The 26,976-nt window shown below is 42.8% G+C and carries 24 protein-coding genes; 19 read left to right on the plus strand and 5 right to left on the minus strand.

Annotated features, from left to right (window positions below):
* Positions 1–18: 18 nt before the first annotated feature.
* Positions 19–930 carry an RluA family pseudouridine synthase gene (locus JXR92_RS11225; protein ID WP_117600531.1) on the minus strand — a complete coding sequence of 304 codons (912 nt, stop codon included), beginning with the start codon at positions 928–930 and terminating at the stop codon, positions 19–21.
* A 60-nt stretch (positions 931–990) separates the two neighbouring features.
* A complete protein-coding gene (gene rlmD, locus JXR92_RS11230; RefSeq protein WP_138345470.1) occupies positions 991–2,412 on the minus strand; it encodes a 23S rRNA (uracil(1939)-C(5))-methyltransferase RlmD in 1,422 nt (473 codons plus the stop codon).
* A 204-nt stretch (positions 2,413–2,616) separates the two neighbouring features.
* Between rlmD and ppdK the strand changes: the two genes are divergently transcribed.
* Together ppdK and JXR92_RS11240 are read left to right on the plus strand one after the other, a co-directional pair.
* The gene (gene ppdK, locus JXR92_RS11235) at positions 2,617–5,340 is read left to right on the plus strand and encodes a pyruvate, phosphate dikinase (RefSeq protein ID WP_117976624.1); all 2,724 of its coding nucleotides are present in this window, start codon (positions 2,617–2,619) and stop codon (positions 5,338–5,340) included.
* A gap of 201 nt (positions 5,341–5,541) precedes the next feature.
* A complete protein-coding gene (locus JXR92_RS11240; RefSeq protein WP_055298185.1) occupies positions 5,542–7,038 on the plus strand; it encodes a tyrosine-type recombinase/integrase in 1,497 nt (498 codons plus the stop codon).
* Between the two features lie 91 nt (positions 7,039–7,129).
* On the opposite strand, the gene JXR92_RS11245 is transcribed toward JXR92_RS11240, so the two are convergent.
* A complete protein-coding gene (locus tag JXR92_RS11245; RefSeq protein ID WP_055298187.1) occupies positions 7,130–7,342 on the minus strand; it encodes a hypothetical protein in 213 nt (70 codons plus the stop codon).
* An 876-nt stretch (positions 7,343–8,218) separates the two neighbouring features.
* Here JXR92_RS11245 and JXR92_RS11250 point away from each other — a divergent pair.
* Together JXR92_RS11250 and JXR92_RS11255 are read left to right on the plus strand one after the other, a co-directional pair.
* Complete coding sequence (locus tag JXR92_RS11250) at positions 8,219–8,605, plus strand: plasmid mobilization protein (RefSeq protein ID WP_007835290.1); 387 nt, start codon at positions 8,219–8,221, stop codon at positions 8,603–8,605.
* 118 nt (positions 8,606–8,723) lie between these two features.
* Entirely contained in the window at positions 8,724–10,292 is a 1,569-nt protein-coding gene (locus JXR92_RS11255; protein WP_055298189.1) for a relaxase/mobilization nuclease domain-containing protein, read from the plus strand.
* Positions 10,293–10,454: 162 nt separating this feature from the next.
* On the opposite strand, the gene drt3b is transcribed toward JXR92_RS11255, so the two are convergent.
* Together drt3b and drt3a are read right to left on the minus strand one after the other, a co-directional pair.
* Positions 10,455–12,710 (minus strand): antiviral reverse transcriptase Drt3b, encoded by a 2,256-nt coding sequence (gene drt3b, locus JXR92_RS11260; RefSeq protein ID WP_055298191.1) that lies wholly within the window; start codon positions 12,708–12,710, stop codon positions 10,455–10,457.
* Positions 12,707–14,110 (minus strand): antiviral reverse transcriptase Drt3a, encoded by a 1,404-nt coding sequence (drt3a, locus tag JXR92_RS11265; RefSeq protein ID WP_055298194.1) that lies wholly within the window; start codon positions 14,108–14,110, stop codon positions 12,707–12,709. Before drt3a ends, drt3b begins: the two co-directional genes overlap by 4 nt.
* Before the next feature lie 383 nt (positions 14,111–14,493).
* On the opposite strand from drt3a, the gene JXR92_RS11270 reads away from it, so the two are divergent.
* The 15 genes from JXR92_RS11270 (at position 14,494) to traN (ending at position 26,976) form a co-directional block, all read left to right on the plus strand.
* A complete protein-coding gene (locus JXR92_RS11270; RefSeq protein ID WP_055298196.1) occupies positions 14,494–15,354 on the plus strand; it encodes a ParA family protein in 861 nt (286 codons plus the stop codon).
* A 27-nt stretch (positions 15,355–15,381) separates the two neighbouring features.
* Positions 15,382–15,780: a hypothetical protein gene (locus JXR92_RS11275; protein ID WP_055298198.1), complete on the plus strand. Its 399-nt coding sequence runs from the start codon at positions 15,382–15,384 to the stop codon at positions 15,778–15,780.
* 3 nt (positions 15,781–15,783) lie between these two features.
* The gene (locus JXR92_RS11280; protein WP_172681568.1) at positions 15,784–16,401 is read left to right on the plus strand and encodes a MarR family transcriptional regulator; all 618 of its coding nucleotides are present in this window, start codon (positions 15,784–15,786) and stop codon (positions 16,399–16,401) included.
* Positions 16,383–16,817: a hypothetical protein gene (locus JXR92_RS11285; RefSeq protein WP_055298200.1), complete on the plus strand. Its 435-nt coding sequence runs from the start codon at positions 16,383–16,385 to the stop codon at positions 16,815–16,817. The genes JXR92_RS11280 and JXR92_RS11285 overlap by 19 nt, the downstream gene beginning before the upstream one ends.
* 67 nt (positions 16,818–16,884) lie before the next feature.
* Positions 16,885–17,241 (plus strand): DUF4134 domain-containing protein, encoded by a 357-nt coding sequence (locus JXR92_RS11290; RefSeq protein WP_055298202.1) that lies wholly within the window; start codon positions 16,885–16,887, stop codon positions 17,239–17,241.
* Positions 17,242–17,253: 12 nt separating this feature from the next.
* On the plus strand, positions 17,254–17,544 hold the full coding sequence (locus JXR92_RS11295; protein WP_018711097.1) for a hypothetical protein: 291 nt from the start codon (positions 17,254–17,256) through the stop codon (positions 17,542–17,544).
* Positions 17,545–17,559: 15 nt separating this feature from the next.
* Positions 17,560–20,394 (plus strand): TraG family conjugative transposon ATPase, encoded by a 2,835-nt coding sequence (locus JXR92_RS11300; protein WP_055298204.1) that lies wholly within the window; start codon positions 17,560–17,562, stop codon positions 20,392–20,394.
* On the plus strand, positions 20,388–21,134 hold the full coding sequence (locus JXR92_RS11305) for a hypothetical protein (RefSeq protein WP_055298206.1): 747 nt from the start codon (positions 20,388–20,390) through the stop codon (positions 21,132–21,134). The genes JXR92_RS11300 and JXR92_RS11305 overlap by 7 nt, the downstream gene beginning before the upstream one ends.
* A 61-nt stretch (positions 21,135–21,195) precedes the next feature.
* Positions 21,196–21,849: a hypothetical protein gene (locus JXR92_RS11310; RefSeq protein WP_018711100.1), complete on the plus strand. Its 654-nt coding sequence runs from the start codon at positions 21,196–21,198 to the stop codon at positions 21,847–21,849.
* 25 nt (positions 21,850–21,874) lie between these two features.
* Positions 21,875–22,525, plus strand: a complete 651-nt coding sequence (locus tag JXR92_RS11315; protein WP_394373458.1) for a DUF5045 domain-containing protein — start codon at positions 21,875–21,877, stop codon at positions 22,523–22,525.
* 60 nt (positions 22,526–22,585) lie between these two features.
* The gene (locus JXR92_RS11320; protein WP_055298210.1) at positions 22,586–23,713 is read left to right on the plus strand and encodes a hypothetical protein; all 1,128 of its coding nucleotides are present in this window, start codon (positions 22,586–22,588) and stop codon (positions 23,711–23,713) included.
* 19 nt (positions 23,714–23,732) lie between these two features.
* On the plus strand, positions 23,733–24,329 hold the full coding sequence (gene traK / locus JXR92_RS11325; protein WP_055298212.1) for a conjugative transposon protein TraK: 597 nt from the start codon (positions 23,733–23,735) through the stop codon (positions 24,327–24,329).
* Positions 24,330–24,341: 12 nt separating this feature from the next.
* Positions 24,342–24,830 carry a hypothetical protein gene (locus JXR92_RS11330; RefSeq protein ID WP_055298214.1) on the plus strand — a complete coding sequence of 163 codons (489 nt, stop codon included), beginning with the start codon at positions 24,342–24,344 and terminating at the stop codon, positions 24,828–24,830.
* A complete protein-coding gene (locus tag JXR92_RS11335) occupies positions 24,827–26,038 on the plus strand; it encodes a conjugative transposon protein TraM (RefSeq protein WP_055298216.1) in 1,212 nt (403 codons plus the stop codon). The genes JXR92_RS11330 and JXR92_RS11335 overlap by 4 nt, the downstream gene beginning before the upstream one ends.
* Positions 26,039–26,088: 50 nt before the next feature.
* The gene (gene traN, locus JXR92_RS11340) at positions 26,089–26,976 is read left to right on the plus strand and encodes a conjugative transposon protein TraN (RefSeq protein ID WP_055298218.1); all 888 of its coding nucleotides are present in this window, start codon (positions 26,089–26,091) and stop codon (positions 26,974–26,976) included.

Consider the following 26,976-nt stretch of genomic DNA (forward strand, 5'->3'; position numbering starts at 1 on the left):
TTTTTTATAAGAAATCTTCTACTTATTCTTCAAGACCAGCTTCTTGAACTCTCCCGGATAAGGTGTTTCAAACCGCATCAGTTCTCCCGTGACGGGATGATAGAAACAGAGTTTGAAAGCATGCAGAGCCAAGCGTCCGATAGGATTTACGTCTTCCAGTCCATAGCGTCCGTCGCCGATAATGGGATGCCCCAAATCCTGCATGTGTACACGTATCTGGTTTTTTCGTCCCGTTTCCAGGTTCAGTTCAACGAGAGAGTATCCATTGGCTCGTTTGATGGTACGGTAATGCGTAATGGATTCTTGTCCCCCGTCATCTGTCGGACTTGAATATACATACAACTTGCGGTCCGTCAACCAAGAAACCACGGTTCCTGCATCTTTTTCCATCTCGCCGACCACTACGGCTACGTATCGCCGGTCTGTTACAATGTCATGCCAGTTATCGCGTAGTGTACGTTGGGTCTTCTCGTCTTTGGCAAACATCATCAAGCCGGAGGTGTCACGGTCCAGGCGGTGCACGATGTGTACACGGTGCTGCTTGCCCGAGCGTTGCACGTATTCATTCAAGATGGTATAGGCGGTACGTTCCTTTTGCCGGTCAGTGTTGACGGACAGCAAACCCTGCATCTTCTCTATCACGATGATATAGGCATCTTCGTATACAATCTTCATCAGTTTATGGTTGAACTCTTTACGTCCCTTCTCACGGCTGATTTGTACTTTCATACCCGGTTTCAGGGGAAAATTGTATTGTGTAGTGATAACGCTGTCCACATATATAATGCGTTTGCTCAGCAATGATTTCAGCTTGGTGCGGCTGGCATCCGGCATTTTAGCTGCCAGAAACTCCATGAGCTCCATCGGTTCCTTCACCATGTAGTCCGTATATTGTGCACGGGCCCTTGCTGTAATTTTTTCTTTTGCCACGACTGGTTTTTATTTACGATTAGACAATTTACAATTTAGGATTGAAAACGACTTGGACTTTCAATTTTTTAATTCCAATAATACTACGTTTTCCACATGGTGGGTGTGCGGGAACATATCTACCGGTTGAACGGCCTTTACTTTATATTTCGCATCGAGCAGTTGCAGGTCGCGCGCCTGCGTAGCCGGATTACAACTGACATATACGATGCGTTTGGGCTCGGCAAACAGAATGACATCCACTACATCCTGGTGCATTCCGGCACGGGGAGGGTCGGTGATGATGACATCGGGACGGCCGTATTGGCTGATGAAGTCTTGTGTCAGCATGTCTTTCATGTCTCCGGCAAAGAACAATGTATTTTTGATTCCGTTAATCTCGGCATTGACCTTGGCGTCTTCAATGGCTTCGGGCACATATTCTATGCCGATTACCTGGCGTGCTTGCTTGGATACGAAATTGGCAATGGTGCCCGTGCCGGTATAAAGGTCATAAACAAGCTCGTTACCGGTTAGTCCGGCAAAGTTGCGCGCTACTTTGTAGAGGTTGTAGGCTTGCTTGGAGTTGGTCTGATAGAAAGATTTGGGACCTACCTTGAAGCGCAGTCCCTCCATTTCCTCGAAGATGTGGTCTTTCCCTTTGAAGGTGTGTACCTCGAGGTCGGTGATGGTATCGTTGCACTTATTATTAATAATGTATAACAGGGAAGTGATTTCGGGGAATGTATCTGCTATGTATTGCAGCATTTGCTTGAACAGAGCCATTTCCTCCTCTTTCTCTATCTTGCAGATGAGGATTACCATCAGTTCGCCGGTGGTAGAGGTACGCACAATCATATTGCGTAGCATTCCTTCGTGCGTGCGCAGGTTGATAAAGGAATAGTTGTGCTGGTAGGCATAGTCGCGTACTGCATTGCGGATGCGGTTGGATATATCGTCCTGCAGCCAGCACTTCTCTATGGCAAGCACTTTATCGAAAGCATTGGGAATATGGAAGCCTACGGCATTCATCTGTTCGTACACTACATTCTGCTGAATCTCTTCTGTCGTCAGCCAACGTTTGTTGGAAAAAGTGTACTCCAGTTTATTCCGGTAGAACTGAGTTTTTTCTGAACCTAATATCGGAGAAATTTCCGGTAATTCTATTTTGCCGATGCGGGTGAGGTTGTCCGTTACTTGTTTTTGCTTATACTTGATTTGCTCGGAATAGGGGAGAACCTGCCATTTACAACCGCCGCATACACCATAATGTTGGCAGAATGGAACTGCCCGTACTGCCGAATATTCATGGAATTTCACAGCTTCGGCTTCAGCATAATGATGCTTTTTTCTCTTAATTTGCAGGTCAACTACATCGCCGGGGACGACATATGGTACGAAAATCACCAAATCATTGACTTTTGCGATGGCTTTTCCTTCGGCAGCCACATCCGTAATTGTCACCTTCTCCAGTAGGGGAAGTTCTTTTCTCTTTCTTGCCACTTTTACACCAATCTAATAAATTCTTCGGCAAAAATAGACATTTTTTCGGGATTTCTCTCTATGAAATGAAATATTAAAGATTGCAATGTCGAAATTGCATTTTAGCATAAAGTTTTTTCTGAAAAAGTTTTCTAGTCTGCGAAATATACTTAGATTTGCGAACAGAAAAGAGAAAATCACTATCAAAAACTTTAAATTTATATTATGGACAAAAAAAGAGTTTATACCTTTGGTAACGGTCAGGCAGAAGGAAAGGCCGATATGAGAAACCTTTTGGGTGGGAAAGGTGCCAACCTTGCAGAAATGAACCTTATAGGAGTTCCGGTTCCTCCGGGCTTTACAATAACGACAGAAGTTTGTACGGAATATTATGAAATGGGGCAGGATAAAGTCGTTGCTCTGTTGAAGAACGAAGTTGAACAAGCCATCGCTCATGTGGAAACACTGATGCGTTCCAAATTCGGTGATGTGGAGAATCCGTTGCTGGTTTCCGTTCGTTCGGGTGCACGCGCTTCCATGCCGGGCATGATGGACACTATCCTGAATCTTGGCTTGAATGACGAAGTGGTGGAAGGCTTGACGCGCAAGACGGGCAATGCACGCTTTGCATGGGACTCTTACCGTCGTTTCGTGCAGATGTATGGCGACGTGGTGCTGGGTATGAAGCCGGTGAACAAGGAAGATGTAGACCCGTTCGAGGCTATTATAGAAGATGTGAAACATGCTAAAGGCGTGAAGCTGGACAACGAGCTTGAGGTGGAAGACCTTAAGGAACTCGTGAAGAAGTTCAAGGCTGCCGTAAAAGAACAAACAGGGAAAGACTTCCCGACTTGTGCTTACGAGCAGTTGTGGGGTGCCGTTTGTGCCGTATTCAACTCTTGGATGAACGAACGCGCCATCTTGTATCGTAAGATGGAAGGAATTCCTGACGAATGGGGTACTGCCGTAAGCGTTCAGGCTATGGTATTCGGTAATATGGGCGAGAGCTCTGCCACGGGTGTTTGCTTTAGCCGAGATGCTGCTACCGGTGAAGACCTTTTCAACGGTGAGTATTTGATTAATGCACAAGGCGAAGACGTGGTTGCCGGTATCCGTACTCCGCAACAGATTACAAAAATCGGTTCTCAACGTTGGGCTGAATTGGCCGGTGTAAGCGAAGAAGAACGTGTCAGCAAATATCCTTCCATGGAGGAGGCTATGCCGGAAATCTATAAGGAGTTGGATGCTTTGCAGACGAAGCTCGAAAATCACTACCGTGATATGCAGGATATGGAGTTCACTGTACAAGAGGGTAAACTCTGGTTCCTCCAGACCCGTAACGGTAAGCGTACCGGAGCCGCTATGGTGAAGATTGCCATGGATTTGCTCCATCAAGGTATGATTGACGAAAAGACTGCATTGATGCGTTGTGAGCCCAATAAGTTGGACGAACTGCTCCACCCGGTATTTGACAAGACAGCTCTGAAGCAAGCCAAGGTATTGACCCGTGGTCTTCCCGCTTCTCCGGGTGCCGCTACGGGACAAATCGTATTCTTTGCCGATGATGCTGCCGAATGGCATGCTGCCGGCAAGCGTGTGGTGATGGTACGTATTGAGACTTCTCCGGAAGATTTGGCAGGTATGACAGTTGCCGAAGGTATCCTGACTGCCCGCGGCGGTATGACTTCTCATGCGGCAGTGGTTGCTCGTGGTATGGGTAAGTGCTGTGTATCCGGTGCCGGTGCCTTGAACATAGACTACAAGGCGCGTACAGTGGAAGTGGATGGTGTACTGTTGAAAGAAGGTGACTATATCTCCTTGAACGGAAGCACTGGTGAAGTATATAAAGACAAGGTGGAAACAAAAGCGGCTGAGCTGTCCGGTGACTTTGCGGAACTGATGGATTTGGCAGACAAATATACGAAGCTGCAGGTTCGTACCAATGCGGATACTCCTCATGATGCAGAAGTGGCACGCAATTTTGGTGCGGTGGGTATCGGCCTTTGCCGTACGGAGCACATGTTCTTCGAAGGCGAGAAGATTAAAGCCATGCGCGAGATGATTCTGGCAGAAAACGCCGAAGGACGTCGCAAGGCTTTGGCTAAGATTCTACCTTACCAGCAAGCTGACTTCAAGGGTATCTTCAAGGCAATGGCTGGTTGTCCGGTGACTGTACGTCTGCTCGACCCTCCTTTGCATGAGTTTGTTCCCCATGACCTGAAGGGACAGCAGGAAATGGCAGATACGATGGGTGTAAGCCTCCAGTATATCCAGCAACGTGTTGAGGCGCTTTGTGAGCATAATCCGATGTTGGGTCATCGTGGTTGCCGTTTGGGAAATACATATCCTGAAATTACGCAGATGCAGACGCGTGCTATCCTGGGCGCTGCTTTGGAATTGAAGAAGGAAGGCGTTGAAACCCATCCTGAAATCATGGTGCCTCTGACCGGCATCTTGTATGAGTTCAAGCAGCAGGAAGAAGTGATTCGTGCTGAGGCTGCCCAGTTGTTTGAAGAAGTGGGTGACAGCATCGACTTCAAAGTAGGTACAATGATTGAGATTCCGCGTGCCGCCTTGACTGCCGACCGCATTGCTTCCTCTGCCGAGTTCTTCTCATTTGGTACGAACGACTTGACTCAGATGACATTTGGTTATTCACGCGACGATATCGCTTCCTTCCTCCCGATTTATCTGGAGAAGAAGATTCTGAAAGTAGACCCGTTCCAGGTACTCGACCAGAATGGTGTAGGACAGTTGGTGCGTATGGCTACTGAAAAGGGACGTGCTATCCGTCCGGACTTGAAGTGCGGTATTTGCGGCGAGCATGGAGGTGAACCTTCTTCTGTGAAGTTCTGCCATAGAGTCGGCTTGAATTATGTCAGCTGTTCTCCGTTCCGTGTGCCCATTGCACGTCTGGCTGCGGCACAGGCTGCAATAGAGGAAGCATAAATAGTATAAGATAATCATTGATTTAGGCTGTAATGGACTGTTTTTCAGACATTACAGCCTAAGTTGTTTTTAGGCGGTTCGTGCATTTGTCCGCAAAAAATGAGCCAAATAAACGGTACTTGCTTACAAATAGCTTACTAAACTGAGAGGGTACGCTTACAAAGAACTTACAAAAGTAAAACAACTGTAAATCAATAAGGTATGGCAACATTTAAGACTATTGTAAGGTATAAGCGAGCTGACGGCTTTTACCAAGTGTACATTCGAGTACTTCATCGTTCAAAATCAGGGTATATTAAGACTGATAAATTCGTTACTGACAAACAGCTATCCAAATCTGGAGAGATTAAGGATGCTGTCATAAATAAATATTGTGCACAGGAAATACTTCGTTATACAGAATTGGTAAATCGTAAAGATGTGTCAGGATACTCTGTAACAGAATTAATAGAATACTTAATGAACTCTGATATGGAAGTATGCTTTAGTGACTATGCAACAAAGTTCATTAACCGTATGGCCTCTGAAGGACATGAACGTAATGCTAAGAATTATCGCCTGGCTGTAAACCACCTCGAAAGATATTTGGGAACAACCAGAGTGATGTTTACTCACTTGTCTTCTTCTGTTTTAACAAGATGGATTAATAGCCTTTCGTTGACGAACAGGGCGAAAGAAATGTACCCGACTTGTTTAAGACAGATATTCAAAAGGGCACTTATAGAGCTGAACGATGAAGAACGTGGTATCGTGCGAATCAAATACAATCCTTGGTTAAAAGTATCCATTCCAAAATCTGACAGTACAGTTCAAAGAGCCATCAGTGCAGAGGCATGTAGGGAGTTTTTCAATCGCCCACTACCAGAAACTAAAATGATTTCCTCTCTTCCAGAACTGGGAAGAGACGTGGCACTCCTATCCTTGTGTCTTGGCGGAATAAACACCGTAGATATTTTTGAGCTTAAAAAAGAAAACTATAAAGATGGAATTATCGGATATAAAAGAGCTAAGACAAAGCATAGCAGGAAAGATGAAGCCTATATTGAAATGCGTGTGGAACCATTCATTCAGCCTACATTTGACAAGTATCTTTCAGACGAGAATGATGAATATCTTTTCAAATTCCATAAGCGTTACAGCAATCCGGATAGTTTCAATGCCAACGTAAACATTGGAATCAGAAAGATATGTGCTGATATGGGAATGAAGAAGGAGGATTACTACTGTTATTATACTTTCCGTCATACATGGGCTACTATTGCTCAAAATGACTGTGATGCCAATCTGTATGAGGTTGCTTTCGGTATGAACCACAGTCATGGACTGAATATTACAAGAGGCTATGTCAAGATAGACTTCACTCCTGCCTGGGAACTCAATGCCAAAGTGATTGACTTCATTTTCTTCAGCAGCAAGAAGAGCAAGCAAGGCAAGGCACGTGACTTCGAGACACCGGCAGACAAATTGTTCCGTATCACCAAGAAGATGATGATCTATGGCCGTGCGTATTTCAAAGGTGATGTTATCGGTGAAATAACAGATATTGGTTTCAGTAATGTGGACCAGGTTATTGACAGACTGGTTGAACAGTTACCTAAGGATATTCCTACCGGATGTATGGTTCAGTTCCGTCTTATGAATTGTGATTCCAAGAAAGAAGTTGTGTATGAAAGAAGCAAGGGAAAAGGATTCATGTAATCGGAAAACCTGAACAAGCCATTAACGCAAAGGGAGGATTCTACTTATCTTTATCAGAACCGCACCATTTCTCATATTAGTGCGGTTCTTTCTATTTGTCCGGTTGATTCCAGGGCAATACTTCACGACCTATAAGTATGGCAAAAACGAGTACGATGAGCTTCCATATAAGTATGAAGGTTTTCTTAACCAGCCATATAGTCAAACGTATGACAATCCTTAAAAGCCAGAATACCAGTTTTAGGAGTAGCATACCGATAATAAGTACCGGCAGCAGATATATAATCAACAACAATTCAAACATAACGTGTAATATTTAGTGATATATAATAGCTTATTAATTATATAAATATACTAAGAATCAATGAGATACGAAAATTTGCGCAGCACTATTTTCTTGTTATTCGAGTAGATTTTTTACTGATTATCTGTGTTATATAACCATGATAACAAGGTATCTTCAGACTCTGATTACAGGGTTATTCTACCTGAATGTTTCTGCAATACAGTTCAGATAAAATAAGATTTCCTGATAGCCATTTCATCAGCTGAATTAGCTACATAATTATATTTTCCCTTTTATTGGGATTCCAATAACTTAGATAAGCAGGTTACTTTTATCATGCTATCATGGTATCGGGACTACATATTATATTGGATATAGGTTTTATGAGAACAATAGCCATTTATCCCAGATAACTACATCTTCTGTGTTTTTGAAACTTTGGTTTATCAAACCATATATATCGCAACATTATTTTCTGATTACTGAGATTCGTATTGTTCTAAAATTGAATAATACTTATAGCATCTATTTCTGAATACACGAAAATTAGTTTGATAAGTTTTAGGACTCTATACAACAATATTCCGCTATATGGATATTCCAAGACAATCGGATGCTACAGCACATGGTTAACAGGAATATGCCTCCAAAGAATTGTGTTGTTGATTTCGGTTTGCAACGGCTTTCTCTGGTAAATTTGGGTGTAATAATCATTCCCGGAAGGTATTGTTCTGACGTGCAGAGTTTTCCAAGCAAGTTGTACTTTTGTGGCCACAAAACTCCGTTTCGTACTCACAAAAGTAACTTGCCGAATGCTGGCGCATCGGAGCGGCAGGCCGCTGTTTCGCATGGCGAAAGATGGTCCGGGAAACCTAACCACCAATGTATTCAAGCATGAAGAATCAGAGAAACAAGTACATCAAGGTAAGAATGACACCGGAGGAAGTACAACAGTTTAAGGAGAAATCTGCCACCTATTCATCTGTGAGCCATTATATACGCTCGGCATTGGCAGAGTATTCAAATATTGGTACCAAAAGGCAGCTCGAACTGATGAATGATTTGGGTTTGTTTTACCGGAAATATCAGAATGAACTTTCCTGGGCTGGAGGAAACCTTAATCAGTCGGTTAAACGTGCCAATGAGCTTGCGGTAGCCGGTTTACTCACACCCAGCTATATTCAGGAAGTTCTGTTACCGGTTATTCTTGAAACTCAGGAAACATTGAATCGAATAAAGAAAGACCTTGATTCTCTGACACAGAAAGCTGTCAGAATCTGAATTGCAGACTACACGATATTCAATCATTTCAGATATTATTATTGCGTAACCGTAGATTAATGAGCTTGAAGTATTTCGGTTACTCAGTCACTTAAACCTTGATAAATAAAGATTCAATATGATAGCAACCATATTACCGGGAAGCACGAACTTCCATGCTGTCGGTTACAATGAATATAAAGTATCGAAAGGTATTGCACGGCTTATCGAGATTCAGAATTTCGGTTCACTCGGAACTTTTCACAAACCTACCCAAAGTGAGTTGGTCGGTTATCTCCAGAAGTACAGTTCACAGAACAGCAGAATCAGGAAACCGCAGTTTCATGTGGCCATATCATGTAAAGGTCACGAAATGTCGGAAGATGAGTTGCTGGATTTTGCACACCAGTATCTCAAGGAAATGGGATACGGAGAATCCGGTCAGCCATTGCTTGTTTACTCCCATTATGACACAGAGAATACCCATCTTCATATTGTCACTTCAAGAGTGGCACCTGATGGAAGAAAGATTCAGCACAGTCATGAGCGCAGACGTTCTCAAGAAGTCATTGACCGTATTCTTGGTAACGACAGGAAGAAGAAAACGGAAGATGACATTAATTTGGCCAAGCAGTACACGTTCTCTTCATTTGCCCAATTCAAGTCTATAATGGTTTCCATGGGAAATGAAGTCTATCAGAAAGATGGAAATGTATTCGTCAAGCATGGTGGAAAGGTTCAGAAGGAAATCCCTTTTACTGAAATAGAAAGTCTTTTCAAGAGCGGTTATCGGGAAAGGACACGTTGCCGTCAGCTCAGAAGTATATTAAAGAAGTACCGTGACGTAAGTTCCAACAAGGAGGAACTACAGAAGGAACTGAAAACGAAGTTCGGCATTGACATTGTATTCTTCGGCAAGAAGGATGCGCCATACGGGTATATGCTTGTTGATCATGCAAACAAGACCGTCATTCATGGTGCAAGAGTGCTGGCTGTAGAGGAACTCCTGGACTTCACTACTCCTGAAGAGCGGTTCAATCGGATAGAGGACTATATTGACCGGTTACTGACACTTAATCCGAAGATTACCCAGGGTGAAATATACAGTAAAATCAGGAAGCAACATGCCTATATCAAGAAAGGCATTATCTACTTTGATGGCCAAAGTCGCCCGTTAAAACCTTTTATGACAGAAGCTATTGAGCGTAACAACCGTATAGCTATGGTAGAAATGTTCAGCCCGGCTACTGAAGCTGAACGTGACCTACTTTGTAAGATATTCAAGGTTTCACGGACAGATTTAGTAGATATATCTCCGGAAAGAACACACTACTACACAGATGCAGTGAATCGGTTGCGTGAGATATTCAATGATGAAACAGTCATCTCTATCAGAAGCCGACTGCATGAAGAAGGCTTTACCATCCGTCAGGAAGAAGATGTAACTTATGCCATCAACTTCAAGCAGCATATCATTATAAATCTTACTGAAGAAAACTTCAATCTTGAACAATTGAAGAAACAGCCAATGAAGCAAATTGAACGGCAAAAACACCTGCAATCAAAAAAAACTACTTCACGTTTATCTGACAAGGCCAAGCTGCGTGATGCAGGTGGTGGTAGCCATAGTGAGAAACGTGAGTGGGAAGTTGGTCAAAAAGGTAACTATGATAATGTTGATGATGAACATTCAATGAAAATAAAATAAAAAGGAGGACGGCGAACTCTGTCCGTCCTCCAAGTTTTGTCCACCATCGGACTGGCTTGAGGTAATGTGTGTAAGATTTGTTGAGTTCAACCTCTCTACCTTATCAAAACGTGAAGACTTGCCATAAAGTTTATATATCATAGGCCTGTTCCAACCCAAGGCCTATGAATATACCTCTTGACTTATCTTTGCGTTTAGTTCCTTAGTTATGTTTACTCCCGTCCATTTAGTAAACATATACTTCTGTCTTTTCAGATATTTACAAACTTCAATAGCCTCACTTGTATTTAACCCCATTTTTTCTAAACATCTATATTTAAGACTAGGGTTAATATAAGGACAAGTCGCTAAATCTAATGACAAAATTACAAATTCAGACATTATTTTTCGCCTATTTTCTGGAGTTTCATCAAATTTTCTTTTAATATATCTCATTAATGCATCTTTAATACTTATATATTCTTTTTCGTTACCCATATAATATAATAAAAGAATTATAGCAATAGCATTCAAATGATGAAAATTAAGATTACCATTTTCTTGCCTCTCTATATTTAAATACGTTATTAGTTCTCCTGAAACTAGTCTATATTTTTTATTCATACTTCTTAAAGTTATAAGAAAATAAAGTGTTTCTAGTTGTATTCTATTATCTATAGGAGATGTTTTTAGCACGAGGCTTATTTCATCACGTATTTTTTTAAAAACAATTTCACGACCATACTCACTAAAACGTCTTATTTTATTTTTAATTTTTCCTCTTTGGACTATATAATCATTATCTAGGTAAATTATAATTGCATTAAGGACTTGCATAACTTTTAATGTCGTATTAATACGTTTATTATTTGAATACATAAAGAAAACTACATCTAATACTTCGTAAAGATATTTGGAAAGAATCTTTTCCATCTGCTTTATCTTACAAGATGCCTTTTCATGGAGGTCATATAACTTTTCATTTCTTAAAGTTAGACACAAACCCTTATAAATTTTATCAAAAGCTTTCAGAGAAGTTTCGAGCTTTATTGCCAAACGTGCAATTGTATAGTTTAAAACATCTTTTGAGTTTACATCATTATCTATTAAAATAGCCTTGAAATTCCTATTGAAGTTTGTTGACTTTAATTTAAAGAATCCATTACTATTTATGCATTCTTCAGCTTTTTCTCTATTTATATTAACTATAGACTCCTCCTCTTCATTTGTATCTAGATCATTTATATCAATATTCTCTTGCTCTATTGTATGTTCATCAATGTTTTGATTGTCAGAATCATTATAAAATTTTACATACTCTTGAATTAAACTATCTATTTTGATTTTTGCCTTAGTGATATTTGTTATAAAAGGACGATTTAATACAACAGTCTTCTCTTGGCTTAGATTTAATTTATATTCTTTCAGATAATCTTGAAATAGATGAATCGCTATTTCTTTTACCTTTTCATCATTAAAGAAAAAGAAATAATCATCTACATAACGATAACACTCATAATCTACTTTGTGTATATACCCCAATTTCAATAATTCTCGCTCAACAGACGTATCTATTTGCTGAAGTATAACCTCTGCAAATATTCGTGAAAATTCAGGACCAATAACTATACCATTGGTTTCATTATAGTTCATTTCTTGCATCATTTTATCCCAAACGCAACCAATAGACATATCATATCCTTTAAAGTTATCTTTATATATATTAGCTCCTCCATTCACAGCCCATGCAATCGAATGGGTATATATGCTATCAAAACAACTTTGTATATCAGTCCTTAGCAAATGCTGATACTTTTTTTCAGCTCTCTGATAACGATAATCCTCATAGAATTTATAGATATTCGTATATTTTTTATAACTAAAAAAAGTTTTTAAGTTCTCATATTCTTTAAAATACATTTCCATTTTATCAGTCTTTCTACCTAAGAGAATATGATGAAGCCTATCTTTATAGAAAAAATAGCTAGCTACCTTTTGAGGTTTTCTCATAGAAAAATTACTTTTGGAACAAAGATAGATAATAGCATCCTTATATTTATTGTAAAATTCAACCACTTTAATCTGGTTAATTGGATGAACAATTGCCAATTGACGTGGTTTTGTCGGTTTATGTTGGACATTATAGACAAATGGAATTGACTTAAATTCATTATACTTATACTCATGACAAGTTAACAAAGGAGATGCATTCATATTCATTAATATTGCCATAATAAATCTTGCTCCATCTGGCATTTCATTACTCCAAGAAACATTACAATCTTTAGAGTTAATATTACAGATTGCAATTTTATTATTCACAAGAAATCTATAGAAATACCGATTAGAAAAAATAATCGGCAATTCATATGGGAGAATATCTGAAAAAACCACACGTTCTTTCTTGTATTGAAGTTTAATTTTTTTACGACGTTTCATAACCAACTTTCCATTCTTTCAATTTGTTCTAATGAGAATCTATTAAATTTTCGTTCATTCCACCGTTTTGCTAAATCTATTTTTTTTATCTTACTTTCTATTCGTGATTTTAAGACCTCATAACCTTTGAGTTTATTATATGGTTCAACTTTACGACTATGAAGATAACGTGTTAACCCTTTAAGGTCAGGCAAATCATTGTCTAACAAATCATTACTATAATATAAACCAGTTTTTACACCAGACTTTGTTTTATTAAGAGCTATATTTCCCGTAATGTAATCTAAAGAGTCCATTAAATCACGATATGCTTGTTTAACATTTATGACACTTAAGTCATTAAAGTGCTTAATAGCGTTATCCATTTTCTTTTTTATATTATCAAACTTTTCCTTCTTCATCCGAAATTTACAATCAATTTTTCCATTGATACGCTCTATTTCAATACAATATCCCAAGTATTCAATCTTTTGTAATTTTAAGTTTAGTGATGAATACATGTCAATTAGCTCACATTTATTCCCTATGCCTGGTTGTTTTAATGTTAGTTCATAATCATTGAATAAAGCTACAATGTCATCATAATATGATTGCAACGTTTTTCCATTGGGTAATGATGATAAAATAATGAATATATCGTCAACATACCGTGCATAGTATATTATTTCTTTTCGGGATGATAACTTTTTATCTAAGTCACGCATATAAAGTTCACTTAAATATGAGCTTATTCCAATACCACGAGGTACACCATAATTCTCAGGAATCAATGATTTGTCCTTAGTTGTTTCATATTCTCTCAATATTCCTCGAATAAAAGATTTTGACTTATAATTCAATAAAGAATTTTCTACTACAGACTTAATCAAAGATTTCTGTGGAATACTTTCATAAAATCCTGATATATCTGTTCTAATTACATAAACAGGAATCTTGGAGTCTAAAAATATTTTGATATTTGACAGTATCTGATGCCGATTCGCTTGTCTTACTTTAAAAACATTTCTCAAATTGTATTGTAACTGCTTTATTGCAAAAAACTGAGTATGTTTAGTTGTATCAATGGAAAAAGCCTCTTTCCCTTTTATTTTCAATTTCTTTAATTCAAATCTAAACGAAGAGCTATTAACGATATCAGAAATCTCCTCTAAATGCTCATACAAAGCTTGTTTTTTATTTTCTTGTAATTCAAGCAACAGTTCCTTATTATGATGTAAATCCTCGATTGATTTATCATCCTCCTTATTCTTTAATTCTTTAATTATTGATTTTATATCCTTTGTTTTCTTGACAATGTCTAGATACTTTGTAGGCATACTATGTATATCAATATTTCCTTTGCGGCTTTCTATTCCGTAAATTATATCAAAATTATGTGCTGAAAACGATTGATCCAACATTGCTATTACAAATTTAATAATTACAGATTATTCTTTTATGTTAAAGATATACCCAAAAAAGGTGTGATTTACACAAAGATAGCGTAAAATCGTTAATACTCACATTTTTTTTTATTAATAGTACAATCACATAGAAGATTTGTATTATGATTTATAAAAATGGTCAATATACACAACATCTCAAAAACAACGTTTTTTTAAAACTATTTTCCTTACATAATAGGACTTCTATTTGTAACCTTTTCAGCTGTAATAATCTTGATAATTAAATAATTAAAATCATAAAATCTAGGTTTAGCAAACCGAAATCACAAATGTGTTGCACATTTCTTACCTGAAAATCTTGGTTGATACATTTGTCACAAAATCAATCAATACTTGAAATGATACAGACTCCGGTTATCGTGACATTCGCCAATCAGAAGGGAGGTGTAGGAAAGACTACCCTTTGCGTAACCTTTGCCAACTATCTGGTGACAAAAGGTGCAAGGGTTGTGGTGATAGACTGCGACTTCCAGCACTCCATCATGAAGTGCCGAAAGGCCGACATCAGAAAATATGGCGAACAAGAAATGCCATACGAGGTATGGGCATACGAAGCAAACGACAAGGCAATGATGACTTCCCTGATGGAGAAACTGCACAACGATCCTGACATTGACGTTGTGCTTATGGACTCTCCCGGTAGTCTGAAAGCGGAAGGGCTGATACCCATGTTCGTCAACTCGGACATCATTATTGTTCCATTTCATTATGACCTGGTAACCGTTCCGTCCACAGCCAGTTTCCTCATGTTTGTTGACCGGCTGAAAAAGGCTGTCGGTGAAAGAATGAAAGCCAGACTCTTCATCATTCCCAATCTGAATGACGGAAGAATCGGCAAGCGTTCCGAACTGCTTATCTGGGACAATGCAAGGGATACCTTCTCCAACTATGGATATGTCACTGCGAAGATTCCCAAACGTGCGGATATGGAACGGTTCAGCACTATGGCGGCACTTGATATGCAGGCTACTATCGTTACACCGGTCTTTGACAAGGTCTATCAGAGTATCTTCGATACACTTCAACCGATAAGGGAAAAAGAACTCAAAGGCATACAGCTGACGGAAAATCTGAATCCCAAATCTAAGAAGAAAAAGAAGGCACAGCCGTCTGATGAAGCATCAAATGACAATACCGGCCAATCTAAAACCAGTCCTTCAGAAAATGGCAACTGCAATCAGAATAAAGAACCAGAATAATCAGTAAATTTCAATAACCATAGCACTATGAGTAAGGATATACCGGAAATAGATGACCTGACAAGAGGCATCAATGATTCAGAACTTATATTGACGCAAGATTCCGTAGAAACCCAGGTTGAGCAAAAGGAAAATAATAACGAAGCACAGGAAAAGGATACTGCTGTTTCCCTCTCGGATACAGGATGCTGGGATGACTTCATGGAATTCCTGCAATCGGACAGTTCAGGAACAGACAAAACAGAAAGACTTGTCTGCAAACTCGACCGTGACCTTGCGGATTCACTTGACGACTGCGATATACATGGCAGATGCCGCTCTGACCTGGTGAATGCCATCGTAAGGGCATTCTTCAAGTCCTACCTACCACGTCTGGCAGAATACAGAAGGGAAAAGAAATCTTTGTTTAACAGTTATAATCTGTAGGATATGAAAAAGACAGACTGGACCGACAGGATGCTGGCCGCTCTTGTTGAACTGTATCCGGTAGAGACCACAGCCTATACCGCTGCCGTTCTCAATCTTAGCGAGTCGACAGTCAAGCTGAAAGCCCGAGAGCTTGGACTTGTAAAAATGGCCAAATCCAAATGGATGGAGCGTGCAGACTATATCAGAAACCATTTCCAGGAGTGTTCCTTCTCTGAGATAGGGAAAGCTCTCGGCATTACCCGGATGAGTGTCGGACGCATAGCCGCTGCAATCGGACTCAAACGCACTGGTGAAGAGAAACACCTCATTTCATCACGTATCCGTACTCAGATGGTAAAGAGGGAAAGACGGCGTATCGTCTTCGGACTGGAACCCATAACCGGTATCCGTGTCATTTCAAACAGGGCAAAGGTAAGGGTACGCTCAAACATGAAGTCAAACGGATACATCATCAGTGAGGAACACAACGTGATTTATTATACCGGCAGTACGGAACGCAGGGAACGTCTGGAAAGCCGGGGCATCAGACTGGGACTGCATATCCTTCCGCTTCCGGAGGAGAGTTCCGCTCTTTCATCCAACATCATATTACAACAGCCATGCAGTACGGACAGATAGTATTCCTTCTCTTTATAATAATGGCTCTCTATTATGCGGCAATGATATTTATGGACATTCAGAGGGCAAAGGCCGCACAGAATGCCGAACAGGACAGCCAAAAAGAAGAGGACATTGACATATCGGAAGAAGAACGAAGCTTCAGGCCGATAAGAATAAACCGGGATGAACCTGAATCCAAAGAAGAGAATCAGGAAGAGAATAATACAGGGAATCCCGAACCTGAGAATGAAAATACTGATTCTGACGGTACAGAGAAATCTGCATCCAAATCAGAATCTTCCAGACACGTTTACCGGGAGGCCATCATGACTGACGGCATTCTGGTAGAGAATATCATTCAGGAAATAAACCGGTTGGCAGAGACCGGTACCAGTGACCTCGGTGCCGTTATCTTCAGCTGTGAGAACGCCTGATATTATATACCGTTCCTTTAGTGACATCTGTTTCTTTGGCGATGAAATCCTTTAACATTATTCAGAAATGCAGATAATAAAGAAAAATGCCCGGAATCTTACGGAGCGATTCATCGGTTCAAGTTTTGGACAGAAGTGTGTGGTGGCGGCAATTGCACTGATTATTTCCACATCCAATGCAATGGCAGGAAGCAAGGGTGCCGCAGGTTTTACCAAGGCAACTCAGGAAGTCAGTTCCTACCAGACTCCGGTATCGAACCTGATGAAGGCCATTGCTGCCGTTATCGTTCTGGTCGGTGCATTCAACGTCTATTTCAAGATGCAGAACGGAGACCAGGACGTGAAGAAGACCATCATGCTTACCATCGGAGGCTGTATCGCATTCATCGCACTTTCGGAAGCTCTTCCGCTGTTCTTCCAGTAATCCTTTCCCGGCATGACAATGAATCAGGAAGGTTACCCTGTGTTCAAGGGATTGCAGAAGCCGCTGGAGTTTATGGGCATACGCGGCCGTTTCCTCACTCTGGCAGCGGCAGCCATAGGCGTATCATTCGTAGGCTTCATCGGTTTCTCAATCGCTTTGGGAAAGATTGCAGGGTTCATAGCCATGATGGTCATGGCACTGGTGGGACTGATAACCATCTACATCAAGCAGCGTGGAGGACTCCACAACAAGAAAAGGGCAAGAGGTATCTATATCTACAGAAGCCTGAGAAAAGAACAGTAAATCACTTTATACAGTATGGCACACATAAGGAAAAGAATATTTGACGGACTCTATGCGCAGCTGGAGGAGACGGACGGCAATGTCGTGCTGTTCTCGGCCAGAGGCGAGCCGTCAGTTATCTTTGAGATAACCAATCCGGTCCAGCAGCTCTGTACGGATGCGCAGCAGTACATGCTGTTTCATGACGTGCTATCCAATATCCTTCAGACCATCGGTGAGGGATATACTCTGCAGAAGCAGGATATTATGTGCAGACAGGCATATCACCATGATGTGCCGGATGATGCGGAGTTCCTGACAAGGAGCTATTTCAGATACTTCGAGGGAAGGGAGTTCACAGAGATAAGGACTTTTCTTATCCTCACCCAGGAGGCTCAGAGAAGCCAGTTCATCCAGTATGACCCGAAGAGATGGCTCGATTTCCATGCCAAGGTATCAAAGACGGATGATATTCTGACCGAAAAGCATATCCGGCACAGGAAGCTCGACAAGGAGGAAGTCAGCGAGTACTGTCACCGTTTCATGGCATTCCAGTTCCGGCATGGACCGTTCTCAATGACCAACTTCAAGGCTTCGGACGAATATCTCAGGACTGGTGACCGTATCATCCGTTCCTATCCGCTGGTCGATATTGACGAGATAAACCTGCCTTCCATGGTAAAGCCGTACACGCAGATGAACATCAACGGATACGGAATTGCTACAGACCTGCTTTCTTTCCTTACCGGCGTCCCCTACTCGGACTGTGTGGTGTTCAACCAGGTCATTCAGATACCGGGACAGAGGAAGCTGCTGCGTAAGCTTCAGGCCAAAGCGAAGCGTCACGGTTCCATGCCGGACCCGAGCAACCGTATTGCCAAGGCTGACATTGAGGAAGTGCTGGACAGGCTGGCCGTTGACAGTACCATGCTTGTGTACTGCAACTTCAACATTCTGGTGAGCTGTCCCCCTGACAAAGTAACTCCTGTAACTTCCTTTCTGGAGACAAAGCTGTATGAGTGCGGCATCATGCCGTCAAAAACAGCCTACAATCAGCTGGAGCTTTTCATGGACAGTTTTCCCGGTAACGGATATGCATTCAACCCGGACTATGACCTGTTCCTGACGCTTTCGGATGCAGCCCTGTGCTTTTTCTTCAAGGAGCATCTGAAGGAGTCTGAGGATACACCGCTGACCACATACTACACCGACCGTCAGGGACTGCCTGTATGCATCGACATCACAGGCAAGGAAGGCAAAAGGAAGATGACGGACAATGCCAACTTCTTCTGTATCGGTCCTTCAGGTTCCGGCAAGTCCTTCCACATGAACAGTGTGGTACGCCAGCTTCTGGAACAGAATACGGATGTGGTCATGGTGGATACGGGTGATTCCTACGAAGGCATATGCGGATATTACAAGGGTACATACATAGCCTACTCGAAGGAGAAGCCCATTTCCATGAATCCGTTTAAGGTCACGAAGGAGGAGTATGAACTTAATTTCGGTGAGAAGAAGAACTTTCTCAAATCGCTGATATTCCTGATATTCAAAGGTAACGCATTTCCAACAAAGATTGAGGACATGCTGATAAACCAGACCATAGTGGAATATTACGAGGCCTATTTCAATCCGTTTGAAGGGTTCAGTGACAGTGAGCGTGAGGCATTGAGGCAGAAACTGCTGGTCGCCGCCAAAATGGAGGATGACTATGAACAGTACACGCACAGCATGGAGGACATCGACAGGCAGATAAATACAGAAGATGTTCAGGAGAAGGCTGAAAGCCGTGCCCTGCTGCTGCCTTCCGAAGTACGCCGCCTGAAGCTTATCCGACAGTGCCGTTCACTGACAGCTCTGATTAATGATGAAGCGGCCACAGAATCGGAAAAGGAACGTGCACTTGCCATTATCGAAAAATATAAAAGGGAACTTTATAACAATTCCATGCTGATTAAGATAGACAGGCAGATTGACCACATGGAGGAACAGAAGCGCAGGCTGAAGGTTCAGGAACTCTCGTTCAATTCCTATTACGAGTTTGCTCTGGAACGCATTCCGCAGATTACACAGTTGGAGAAAATCAGTTTCAATATACATGACTTTGCGGCCATTCTGAAACAGTTCTACCGTGGCGGCGAGCTGGAGATGACGCTGAACTCCGACCTCGACATTAACCTGTTTGACGAGCGTTTCATTGTGTTCGAAATTGACAAGATAAAGGATGATCCGGTGCTTTTCCCGATTGTGGTGCTGATTATCATGGACGTGTTCCTGCAGAAGATGCGTATCAAAAAGGGACGGAAGGCTCTTATCATTGAAGAGGCATGGAAGGCAATCGCTTCACCTACCATGGCGGAATATATAAAGTATTTGTATAAGACCGTCAGAAAGTTCCACGGAATAGCCGGTGTGGTTACTCAGGAGCTTAATGACGTGATTGACTCCCCTATTGTGAAGGAGGCCATCATCAATAACTCGGATGTGAAGATTCTGCTTGACCAGACCAAGTTCAAGGACAGGTATGAGGATATTGCAGCCATTCTGGGACTCACTGACATACAGCGTCAGCAGATTTTCACCATCAATGCGCTGAATAACCATGAGGGAAGAAGTTACTTCAAGGAGGTGTGGATTTGCCGGGGACAGCACTCGGATGTGTATGGTGTGGAGGAAGCACCGGAATGCTACTGGGCATATACTACAGAACGTAGCGAAAAGGAGGCTCTGAAGATTTATCTTTCCCGGTACGGTACGCTGCAGGAGGCCATAACCCGTATCGAGGAAGACCGCAAGGCGGATGGAGGGCTTCTGTATCTGGAGTTTGCAAGAAAAGTCAACCAACATCAAAAAGTTATGTCACTATGGTAAGAACAGTATTAAGAGTCATATCGGTTATAATGCTTTCTGCATTTGTCTGTATCAATGCACATGCTGCCTGGAGAATCGTATTCGACCGCAACTGCCTGAAGATTGTCATGGCCAATACCGCTTCACAGAAACTTATCGAGGAACAGCACAACCAGCGTGTGGATACCATTGCAGCCAAGAAACAGAAGGTGGAACTCTATACGGTAAGCATGGCTACCATGAAGGAACTCTACAAGCTGAGCATGGAGAACATATCCGGTTTCGGGACTGAAAGTCTTTATTATAAGGAAATAGGCCTGTGTGCTCTGGATATTCTGCGAAATGTTCCAGTACTTGTCAGTACGGTAAACAAGGCCAAATTTTCAAACAGGCTGCTCTGTCTGAACGAACTCGGCAATCTTGTAGCGGAAACCCAGCAGCTGGTCGGCAACTTCGTCAATATCGTGAACAATGCCAGGATTCCCAATCCGTTGCAGGGACAGGCAACTGCCGAGAAAAAGAATGACGGCTACAACCTGCTGGACAGGTATGAAAGGCTGACACTGGCCAACAGCATCTATACTGACCTGAACAGGATACGCTACAAGGTGGAAGGGATGGTTCTGATGGCACAGTATGCCACTGCAAACGACCTCTTCTTTGCCATAGATCCTGAAGGATGGGCAAATGTGATGACCATGAAGAATCATGTGGGAAATCTTGTACAGGACTGGAACGGCCTGGTGGCTTCAAATTATTAACCCTTAATATATCTCTGTCATGAAACTCAGGAATATAAGTATCATATCAGCCGGTATTATAATGCTGTTGCTGCCTGTAAAGGCTTCCGCTTTCATCATACCGAAAGACCTGCCGACCATCGAAGCACTCATTGCCCTGCACAAGGCCATAAAGAAGGACGAGGACAAGGCTCTGACAAGGGTGGCCACAAGTTATGGCGAGCAGTCGCTCATTGAGAAAGGTGCGGAAAAGTTCAATGATGTCCGGACTACTCTGGATACAAGGCTGAACAATGCGTATTCGTATTTGGTACTGGCCGGTGCCATTTCTTCAACGGCCAACTCACTGTATCAGCTGGTAACGGAATACAAGGACTTTACCGGCAATACTTTCAGTCATGTATCAAAGAAGCCTTTCGTAGCCTGGTATTATGCCGATGCCAACGTGGCAATATCAAGGGAGATACAGCACTGCTACAGACTGTATGCATCCGTGGCCGCTTCGGGTATAAACCTGATGAAGGCTTCCATGGATGAAAAGCTGAATCTGGTAATGACACTGAAGGCTTCAATCGACAGGGCAAGGTACATAATAGACAATGCCAACCTGTACTGTTTCCTTGTCACGGACTGCGGATGGAAGCCGGACTATATCTGGGAGATACTGAACTCCAATGTGAAGAATGAGATAGCTGAGCGTGTAATCAACAAATGGAATCAGGGATATGCAGGTTAGAATTATGTTATTGTGCCTGTTCTGCATGTCAGTTTCAGGTACAGTCACTGTTGCCAATGCCCAAAGCATAGTCAGTGACAGTGAAAAACAGAAGCAGTGGAAGTCTATGGAAAACGGTCCGTGGGATTTTGCTCCGGACTGGTATTACTTTTTCCTGCATAAGAAATACTCAGGTGCGGAAATGTACTGGAAATGGGACTGGTTCAACTCCGGATTCCGTGTCCGTTTCAAGGAACCCAAGTCTGATGTGAAACGTATCATACCGGTACGTGTGACTGCCGAAGAGACGCAGAGGCAGAAAATCAAGAAAGTGGAGAGTGAGCGCAAATATGTCGAGGAACTGTATAAGGAAGAACTGGCAAGGGAGGCTGACAGAAATGTTGACCTGATGTATGCCACCTACAAGGACGAGTTCAACCGTATGCAGGACTGTATCACGGACGGACTGCTCTACTGTATGCAGAAGAGTGACGGCAAGCTCCGCTATCAGGTGGACGAACTGAGTCGCCAGAATGAAATACTCTGTGCGGATATAGCCTATATACACAAAACCGGTGTCGGTTATGGGCTGGAGAATGCCAAGCGGCAGAAGGCATACGAGGAAGCCAAATCCAGGATGGCAGAACTGGTCAACAGGACTGCACACCTTTGTGCCGTTGCCGCTACACACTATTAGACACTCTCTATAATTGATAATAATTTAAGTAATAATATTAAACAAATAATATAGTCAATCATGAATTTACTGTTTATTCCGCTGACAATAGGACTTCCGGCCATTGACGAAAGTCTGGAAAAGCTGCTGACGGCCATGGAGACATTTCCCAATGTGACTGTTCTCGGTGATGCCGTTTCAATGGCAAAGGCTCTCGGCCTGTGCCTGGCCCTGTGTGTCGGTTCATACGAATGCTGGATGATGATGCTCGGAAGGCGTGGCATGGATGTCATGAAACTATTGCGTATCATTGGCATTTCCCTGTGTATTTCATCCTCTTCATGGATATGCTCGGCTCTGCAGGTTCCGGGAAAGAGTCTGGAATCCGCTACATGGGCTATGGCCAAGGCAAAGAACAAGGAAGTGGCGGCCTTCGAGCTGAAGGTGGCACAGAAACAGAGTGAATATCTTGACAGGCTGAGAACCGTGCAGGACTCCATAGCCACAGCAAAGCAGGTGGCCGAAATCGGTCAGGATGCTGCCTGGTGGGACAAGCTGATATATAATGTGGAGAATCTGGGCTCGACTATCAACAACTACGCCCAGAGGGCTGCCGTGGCGGCTGAGACTAAGGTCAGTGAATGGATAAACGATGTCATACGTTTTGTTGGAGAACTGATTTTCCAGATGTCGTATTACGGGATGCTCGTGGCACAGAGGATTTTCATGGCCATCATGATGATATTCTGTCCGATCATGTTTGCTCTCTCGCTGGCACCGCCATGGAACTCGGCCTGGAGCCAGTGGATGTCCAAGTTCCTTTCCCTCTCGTTATGGGGATTCGTGACCTATATGTGCATCTATTATATAGACTTCATCCTTCTTTATAACCTACAGCAGGATCTGGTGGCATACGACCATCTGCTTCATGGCTCGGTCAACTCATGGGAACAGATTGGCGCACTGGGACTGCAGGGAATAGGCTCCAACTGTATGTATGCCATGGGTATGCTCGTGGGTGCCTATATCATACGCTTCGTTCCTGAAGTGGCTTCATGGCTGATTCCGGGAGGTGTAAGCTCGGGTACGGGTTCCGTTGCCGGTTCGGCTGCAATGGGTATCACCACTACTGCAGGTGCCATGGCCGGAGGTGCGGCAGGTTCTGCCATGAGAGGAACAGGTTCGGCTGTCAGGTCATTAGTCAAATAACTTCAAATCTTTTTACAATATGCTTATTGAATCCCTTGCACAGAAAACCAGACTGGCCATGATGACGGTATTTGCGGTAATCGGAGGCTGCACCGTCATCTGTGCCTTTACGGTCTGGTGCTGCATTTCCTTTGTCAACGAGGAAAGGCAGCAGATTTATGTACTTGACGGAGACATTCCGTTTCTTGCCGAGCGTGCACGGCTGGAAGCCAACTTCACCATGGAGGCCAAGGCGCACATACAGCTGTTCCACCAGTATTTCTTCAATCTGCCGCCAGACAACGACTATATCAAATGGACGGTAGGGAAAGCAATGTATATGGCTGACGGGACTGCACTGAAACAGAAACAGGCCATGGACGAAAACGGTTTCTACTCGGACATTATTTCCTCTTCGGCTGTCTGTACCATCATGTGTGACTCCATTCAGTTTGACGAACATGAACGGAAGTTTACCTATTACGGTACGCAGCTTATCAAGCGCAGGACCAGGGACATCAGACGCTCGATGGTGACAACAGGTTACATTGAGTCCGTGCCGAGGACAAGGAACAATCCCCACGGTCTGCTCATTACCGGCTGGAGGACTCTTGAAAACAGGGATTTGGACTATTGATATACGGATATTATGAAATCATTCAGAAAAAAGATACAGGAAAGCCGTCTGAAAACGCATCTGCTTGTCAGGTCGTGGTTGCAGCCCAAACTGGGTGTCATCGGTACAAGATACCGTCTGTCCGCAAGGATAAGACTGGCCAACAGATGGGCGGCAAAGCATCCGAAAACGACATTCGCAGGTGTAACAGGAACACTCCTTCTACTACTCGTCAGTACTTTTGCCATAGATTCCGGCAACGGGAAACAGAGTGAACCGGATGTCAGTTCGATTGCTGGTATGGAACCGGTGTTTCAGGGATTCCGTACCATCCAGGCAAACAAGGACATTCACCGCAGTGAATTGACGGACATGACGGTAAAGGGACAGTTACTGCATCATGAACTGGACTCCATGATTGCCATACCTGTAAAAAGCCGTGAGGATTCCTTGCGGATCATCCTCAAATACCGGCAGCTGGAAAATATAGTCAAATCCATAAAAAACAATGATAACCTATGATTAAGATTAATTTCAAACAGCCCAAGTATATCTTTCCGCTGGTCATATTCGTTCCGCTGTGCGCACTGGTATACTTTGTGATGCAGACTTTCTCCGGCGGTGAGGAGACTGCAGGAACGGTAGCTACAGACCGTATCAACATGGAACTTCCCCAGGCCAATGCCGAGGAAGCCGGAGACAAGATGTATGAGATGTCCAGACGTTTCGGTGACGAGGATGCCTTCACAGCCGTCAGCGGTATCGGGGAGGAAGAACAGAAGAAGGAGGAACTGGAACACGGCTACAGCGAGGAGGAACTGAACCGTCTGGATGCTGCTGAAGCTGAAAGACAGCGGCAGCAGAGGGAACTTGAAGAACTGGAGCGTTCACTTGCAGAATCAAGAAAGCATATCAATGCATATGCCTACGGTAACGGTCCTTCGGAAAACAGTGAAACGGGTTACGGAGGTATGGGATATTCCTCACAGGACGAGTTTGCACGTGACCTTGAAGAGATTCAGCGAAGGAGCTATGAACGGCAGAAGGCCATTGAAAGCGGACTGGGTATCAAAGACCCGGAAGCAGAGGAAGCGGAAAGAAAGCACAGGGCTGATTCCATAGCTAAAGTACGTCAGGAGGAAAGGGAACGCAACCGTCCGAGTCTGGTAATCAAGTCCGATGATACCAATGCCGACAGATTCAATACGGTTACTGCTCCGGATGAATTTGCCGAGAACAAGCTGATACGTGCCATGATTGACCAGACTACAAAGGCGCATGAAGGCACACGTCTACGGTTCAAGCTTCTGGACGATGTGACGGTAAGCGATACAAAGCTGAAAAAGGGAACTTACCTCTATGGAACGGTAACAGGTTTCGGACAGCAGCGTGTCAGGGCTTCCATAACCAGTATCCTTATCGGCGACAGGTTCATCAAGGTCAAGCTTTCTGTATTTGACAATGACGGTATGGAAGGTTTCTATGTTCCTGAATCTGCATTCCGTGATTTCATGAAGGATGCCGGTTCCAACACGGTACAGCAGAATATCAGCTTTGAATCCACTGACGGTTACGGTACAGGTATTTCGACTGAGGCCATTGCACTCCAGTCGCTGCAGAACATGTACAACTCTGCTACCTCTGCAATATCTTCCAATATCAGAAAGAACAAGGCGAAAATCAAGTACAATACCATTGTTTACCTGATAAACTCGGAGGATGCGAGATAATATATCTGAATACAGCAAAGAAAATTATAGTAACATTTTAATATTCCAATATGAAAACCAGAATTTTTCTGATAATATGCCTTATCACAGGCATAGCCGTACATCTGTCGGCCAACGAGAAGATATACATCAACCGGGAAGTGACCACACACATTGTCATGCCTGAGAACATCAAAATGGTGGATATTTCCACTACTAAAATTATAGGCAACCAGTGTACAGACAACATCGTCCGCATCAAGCCTTATCTGGAGAATGATTCCATATCATCTGAAGGTTACAGCGAAAACGAACTGCTGGGTACACTCACCATTATCGGTGAGCGTCATATCGCACAGTATGACATCCTCTATACCGAATCACCCAAATATGCTTCTACCATCTACAATGTATCCTACAATGAGACACTGTCCTATATCAATCCGGAGGTTTCCATGCCGATGGCCGAGATTGCACGATATGCTTGGGCTGTCTATGGAAGCAGGAGAAAGTTCAACCAGATTGTATCCAATAAAAACGGAATCAGGGCATACATCAACAATATCTATTCCATCGGTGACTATTTCTTTCTGGACTATACGCTGAAGAACAGGACCAGAATTGCATACGACATTGAAGAAATCAGGGTAAAACTTGCTGACAAAAAGGAAACAAAGGCAACCAATTCACAGACCATAGAGCTTACTCCGGTATTCTCCATGAACAATACCCGTAAGTTCAGGAAGGACTATAGGAACGTGCTTGTACTTCCGAAGCTGACTTTCCCTGAAGAGAAGGTGCTCCGTCTGGAGATTTCCGAGAACCAGATTAGCGGACGTGTAGTGGTACTCACCATCGAGTATGAGGACATTCTCAATGCGGACGGCTTCGACTCGGATATTCTGGACGGTGCCGACTATTACCCCTACTATTATATTGATCATTCCATAAAAAGATAG

It is taken from the genome of Bacteroides parvus, assembly GCF_017309675.2.
GTDB lineage: Bacteria > Bacteroidota > Bacteroidia > Bacteroidales > Bacteroidaceae > Bacteroides > Bacteroides uniformis.

Coding starts and splice junctions, on each gene's coding strand:
- ppdK (WP_117976624.1), top strand. CDS start 2,617: ATGGACAAAAAAAGAGTTTATACCTTTGGTAACGGTCAGGCAGAAGGA.
- JXR92_RS11240 (WP_055298185.1), top strand. CDS start 5,542: ATGGCAACATTTAAGACTATTGTAAGGTATAAGCGAGCTGACGGCTTT.
- JXR92_RS11245 (WP_055298187.1), bottom strand. CDS start 7,342: ATGTTTGAATTGTTGTTGATTATATATCTGCTGCCGGTACTTATTATC.
- JXR92_RS11250 (WP_007835290.1), top strand. CDS start 8,219: ATGAAGAATCAGAGAAACAAGTACATCAAGGTAAGAATGACACCGGAG.
- JXR92_RS11255 (WP_055298189.1), top strand. CDS start 8,724: ATGATAGCAACCATATTACCGGGAAGCACGAACTTCCATGCTGTCGGT.
- drt3b (WP_055298191.1), bottom strand. CDS start 12,710: ATGAAACGTCGTAAAAAAATTAAACTTCAATACAAGAAAGAACGTGTG.
- drt3a (WP_055298194.1), bottom strand. CDS start 14,110: ATGTTGGATCAATCGTTTTCAGCACATAATTTTGATATAATTTACGGA.
- JXR92_RS11270 (WP_055298196.1), top strand. CDS start 14,494: ATGATACAGACTCCGGTTATCGTGACATTCGCCAATCAGAAGGGAGGT.
- JXR92_RS11275 (WP_055298198.1), top strand. CDS start 15,382: ATGAGTAAGGATATACCGGAAATAGATGACCTGACAAGAGGCATCAAT.
- JXR92_RS11280 (WP_172681568.1), top strand. CDS start 15,784: ATGAAAAAGACAGACTGGACCGACAGGATGCTGGCCGCTCTTGTTGAA.
- JXR92_RS11285 (WP_055298200.1), top strand. CDS start 16,383: ATGCAGTACGGACAGATAGTATTCCTTCTCTTTATAATAATGGCTCTC.
- JXR92_RS11290 (WP_055298202.1), top strand. CDS start 16,885: ATGCAGATAATAAAGAAAAATGCCCGGAATCTTACGGAGCGATTCATC.
- JXR92_RS11295 (WP_018711097.1), top strand. CDS start 17,254: ATGACAATGAATCAGGAAGGTTACCCTGTGTTCAAGGGATTGCAGAAG.
- JXR92_RS11300 (WP_055298204.1), top strand. CDS start 17,560: ATGGCACACATAAGGAAAAGAATATTTGACGGACTCTATGCGCAGCTG.
- JXR92_RS11305 (WP_055298206.1), top strand. CDS start 20,388: ATGGTAAGAACAGTATTAAGAGTCATATCGGTTATAATGCTTTCTGCA.
- JXR92_RS11310 (WP_018711100.1), top strand. CDS start 21,196: ATGCTGTTGCTGCCTGTAAAGGCTTCCGCTTTCATCATACCGAAAGAC.
- JXR92_RS11315 (WP_394373458.1), top strand. CDS start 21,875: ATGTCAGTTTCAGGTACAGTCACTGTTGCCAATGCCCAAAGCATAGTC.
- JXR92_RS11320 (WP_055298210.1), top strand. CDS start 22,586: ATGAATTTACTGTTTATTCCGCTGACAATAGGACTTCCGGCCATTGAC.
- traK (WP_055298212.1), top strand. CDS start 23,733: ATGCTTATTGAATCCCTTGCACAGAAAACCAGACTGGCCATGATGACG.
- JXR92_RS11330 (WP_055298214.1), top strand. CDS start 24,342: ATGAAATCATTCAGAAAAAAGATACAGGAAAGCCGTCTGAAAACGCAT.
- JXR92_RS11335 (WP_055298216.1), top strand. CDS start 24,827: ATGATTAAGATTAATTTCAAACAGCCCAAGTATATCTTTCCGCTGGTC.
- traN (WP_055298218.1), top strand. CDS start 26,089: ATGAAAACCAGAATTTTTCTGATAATATGCCTTATCACAGGCATAGCC.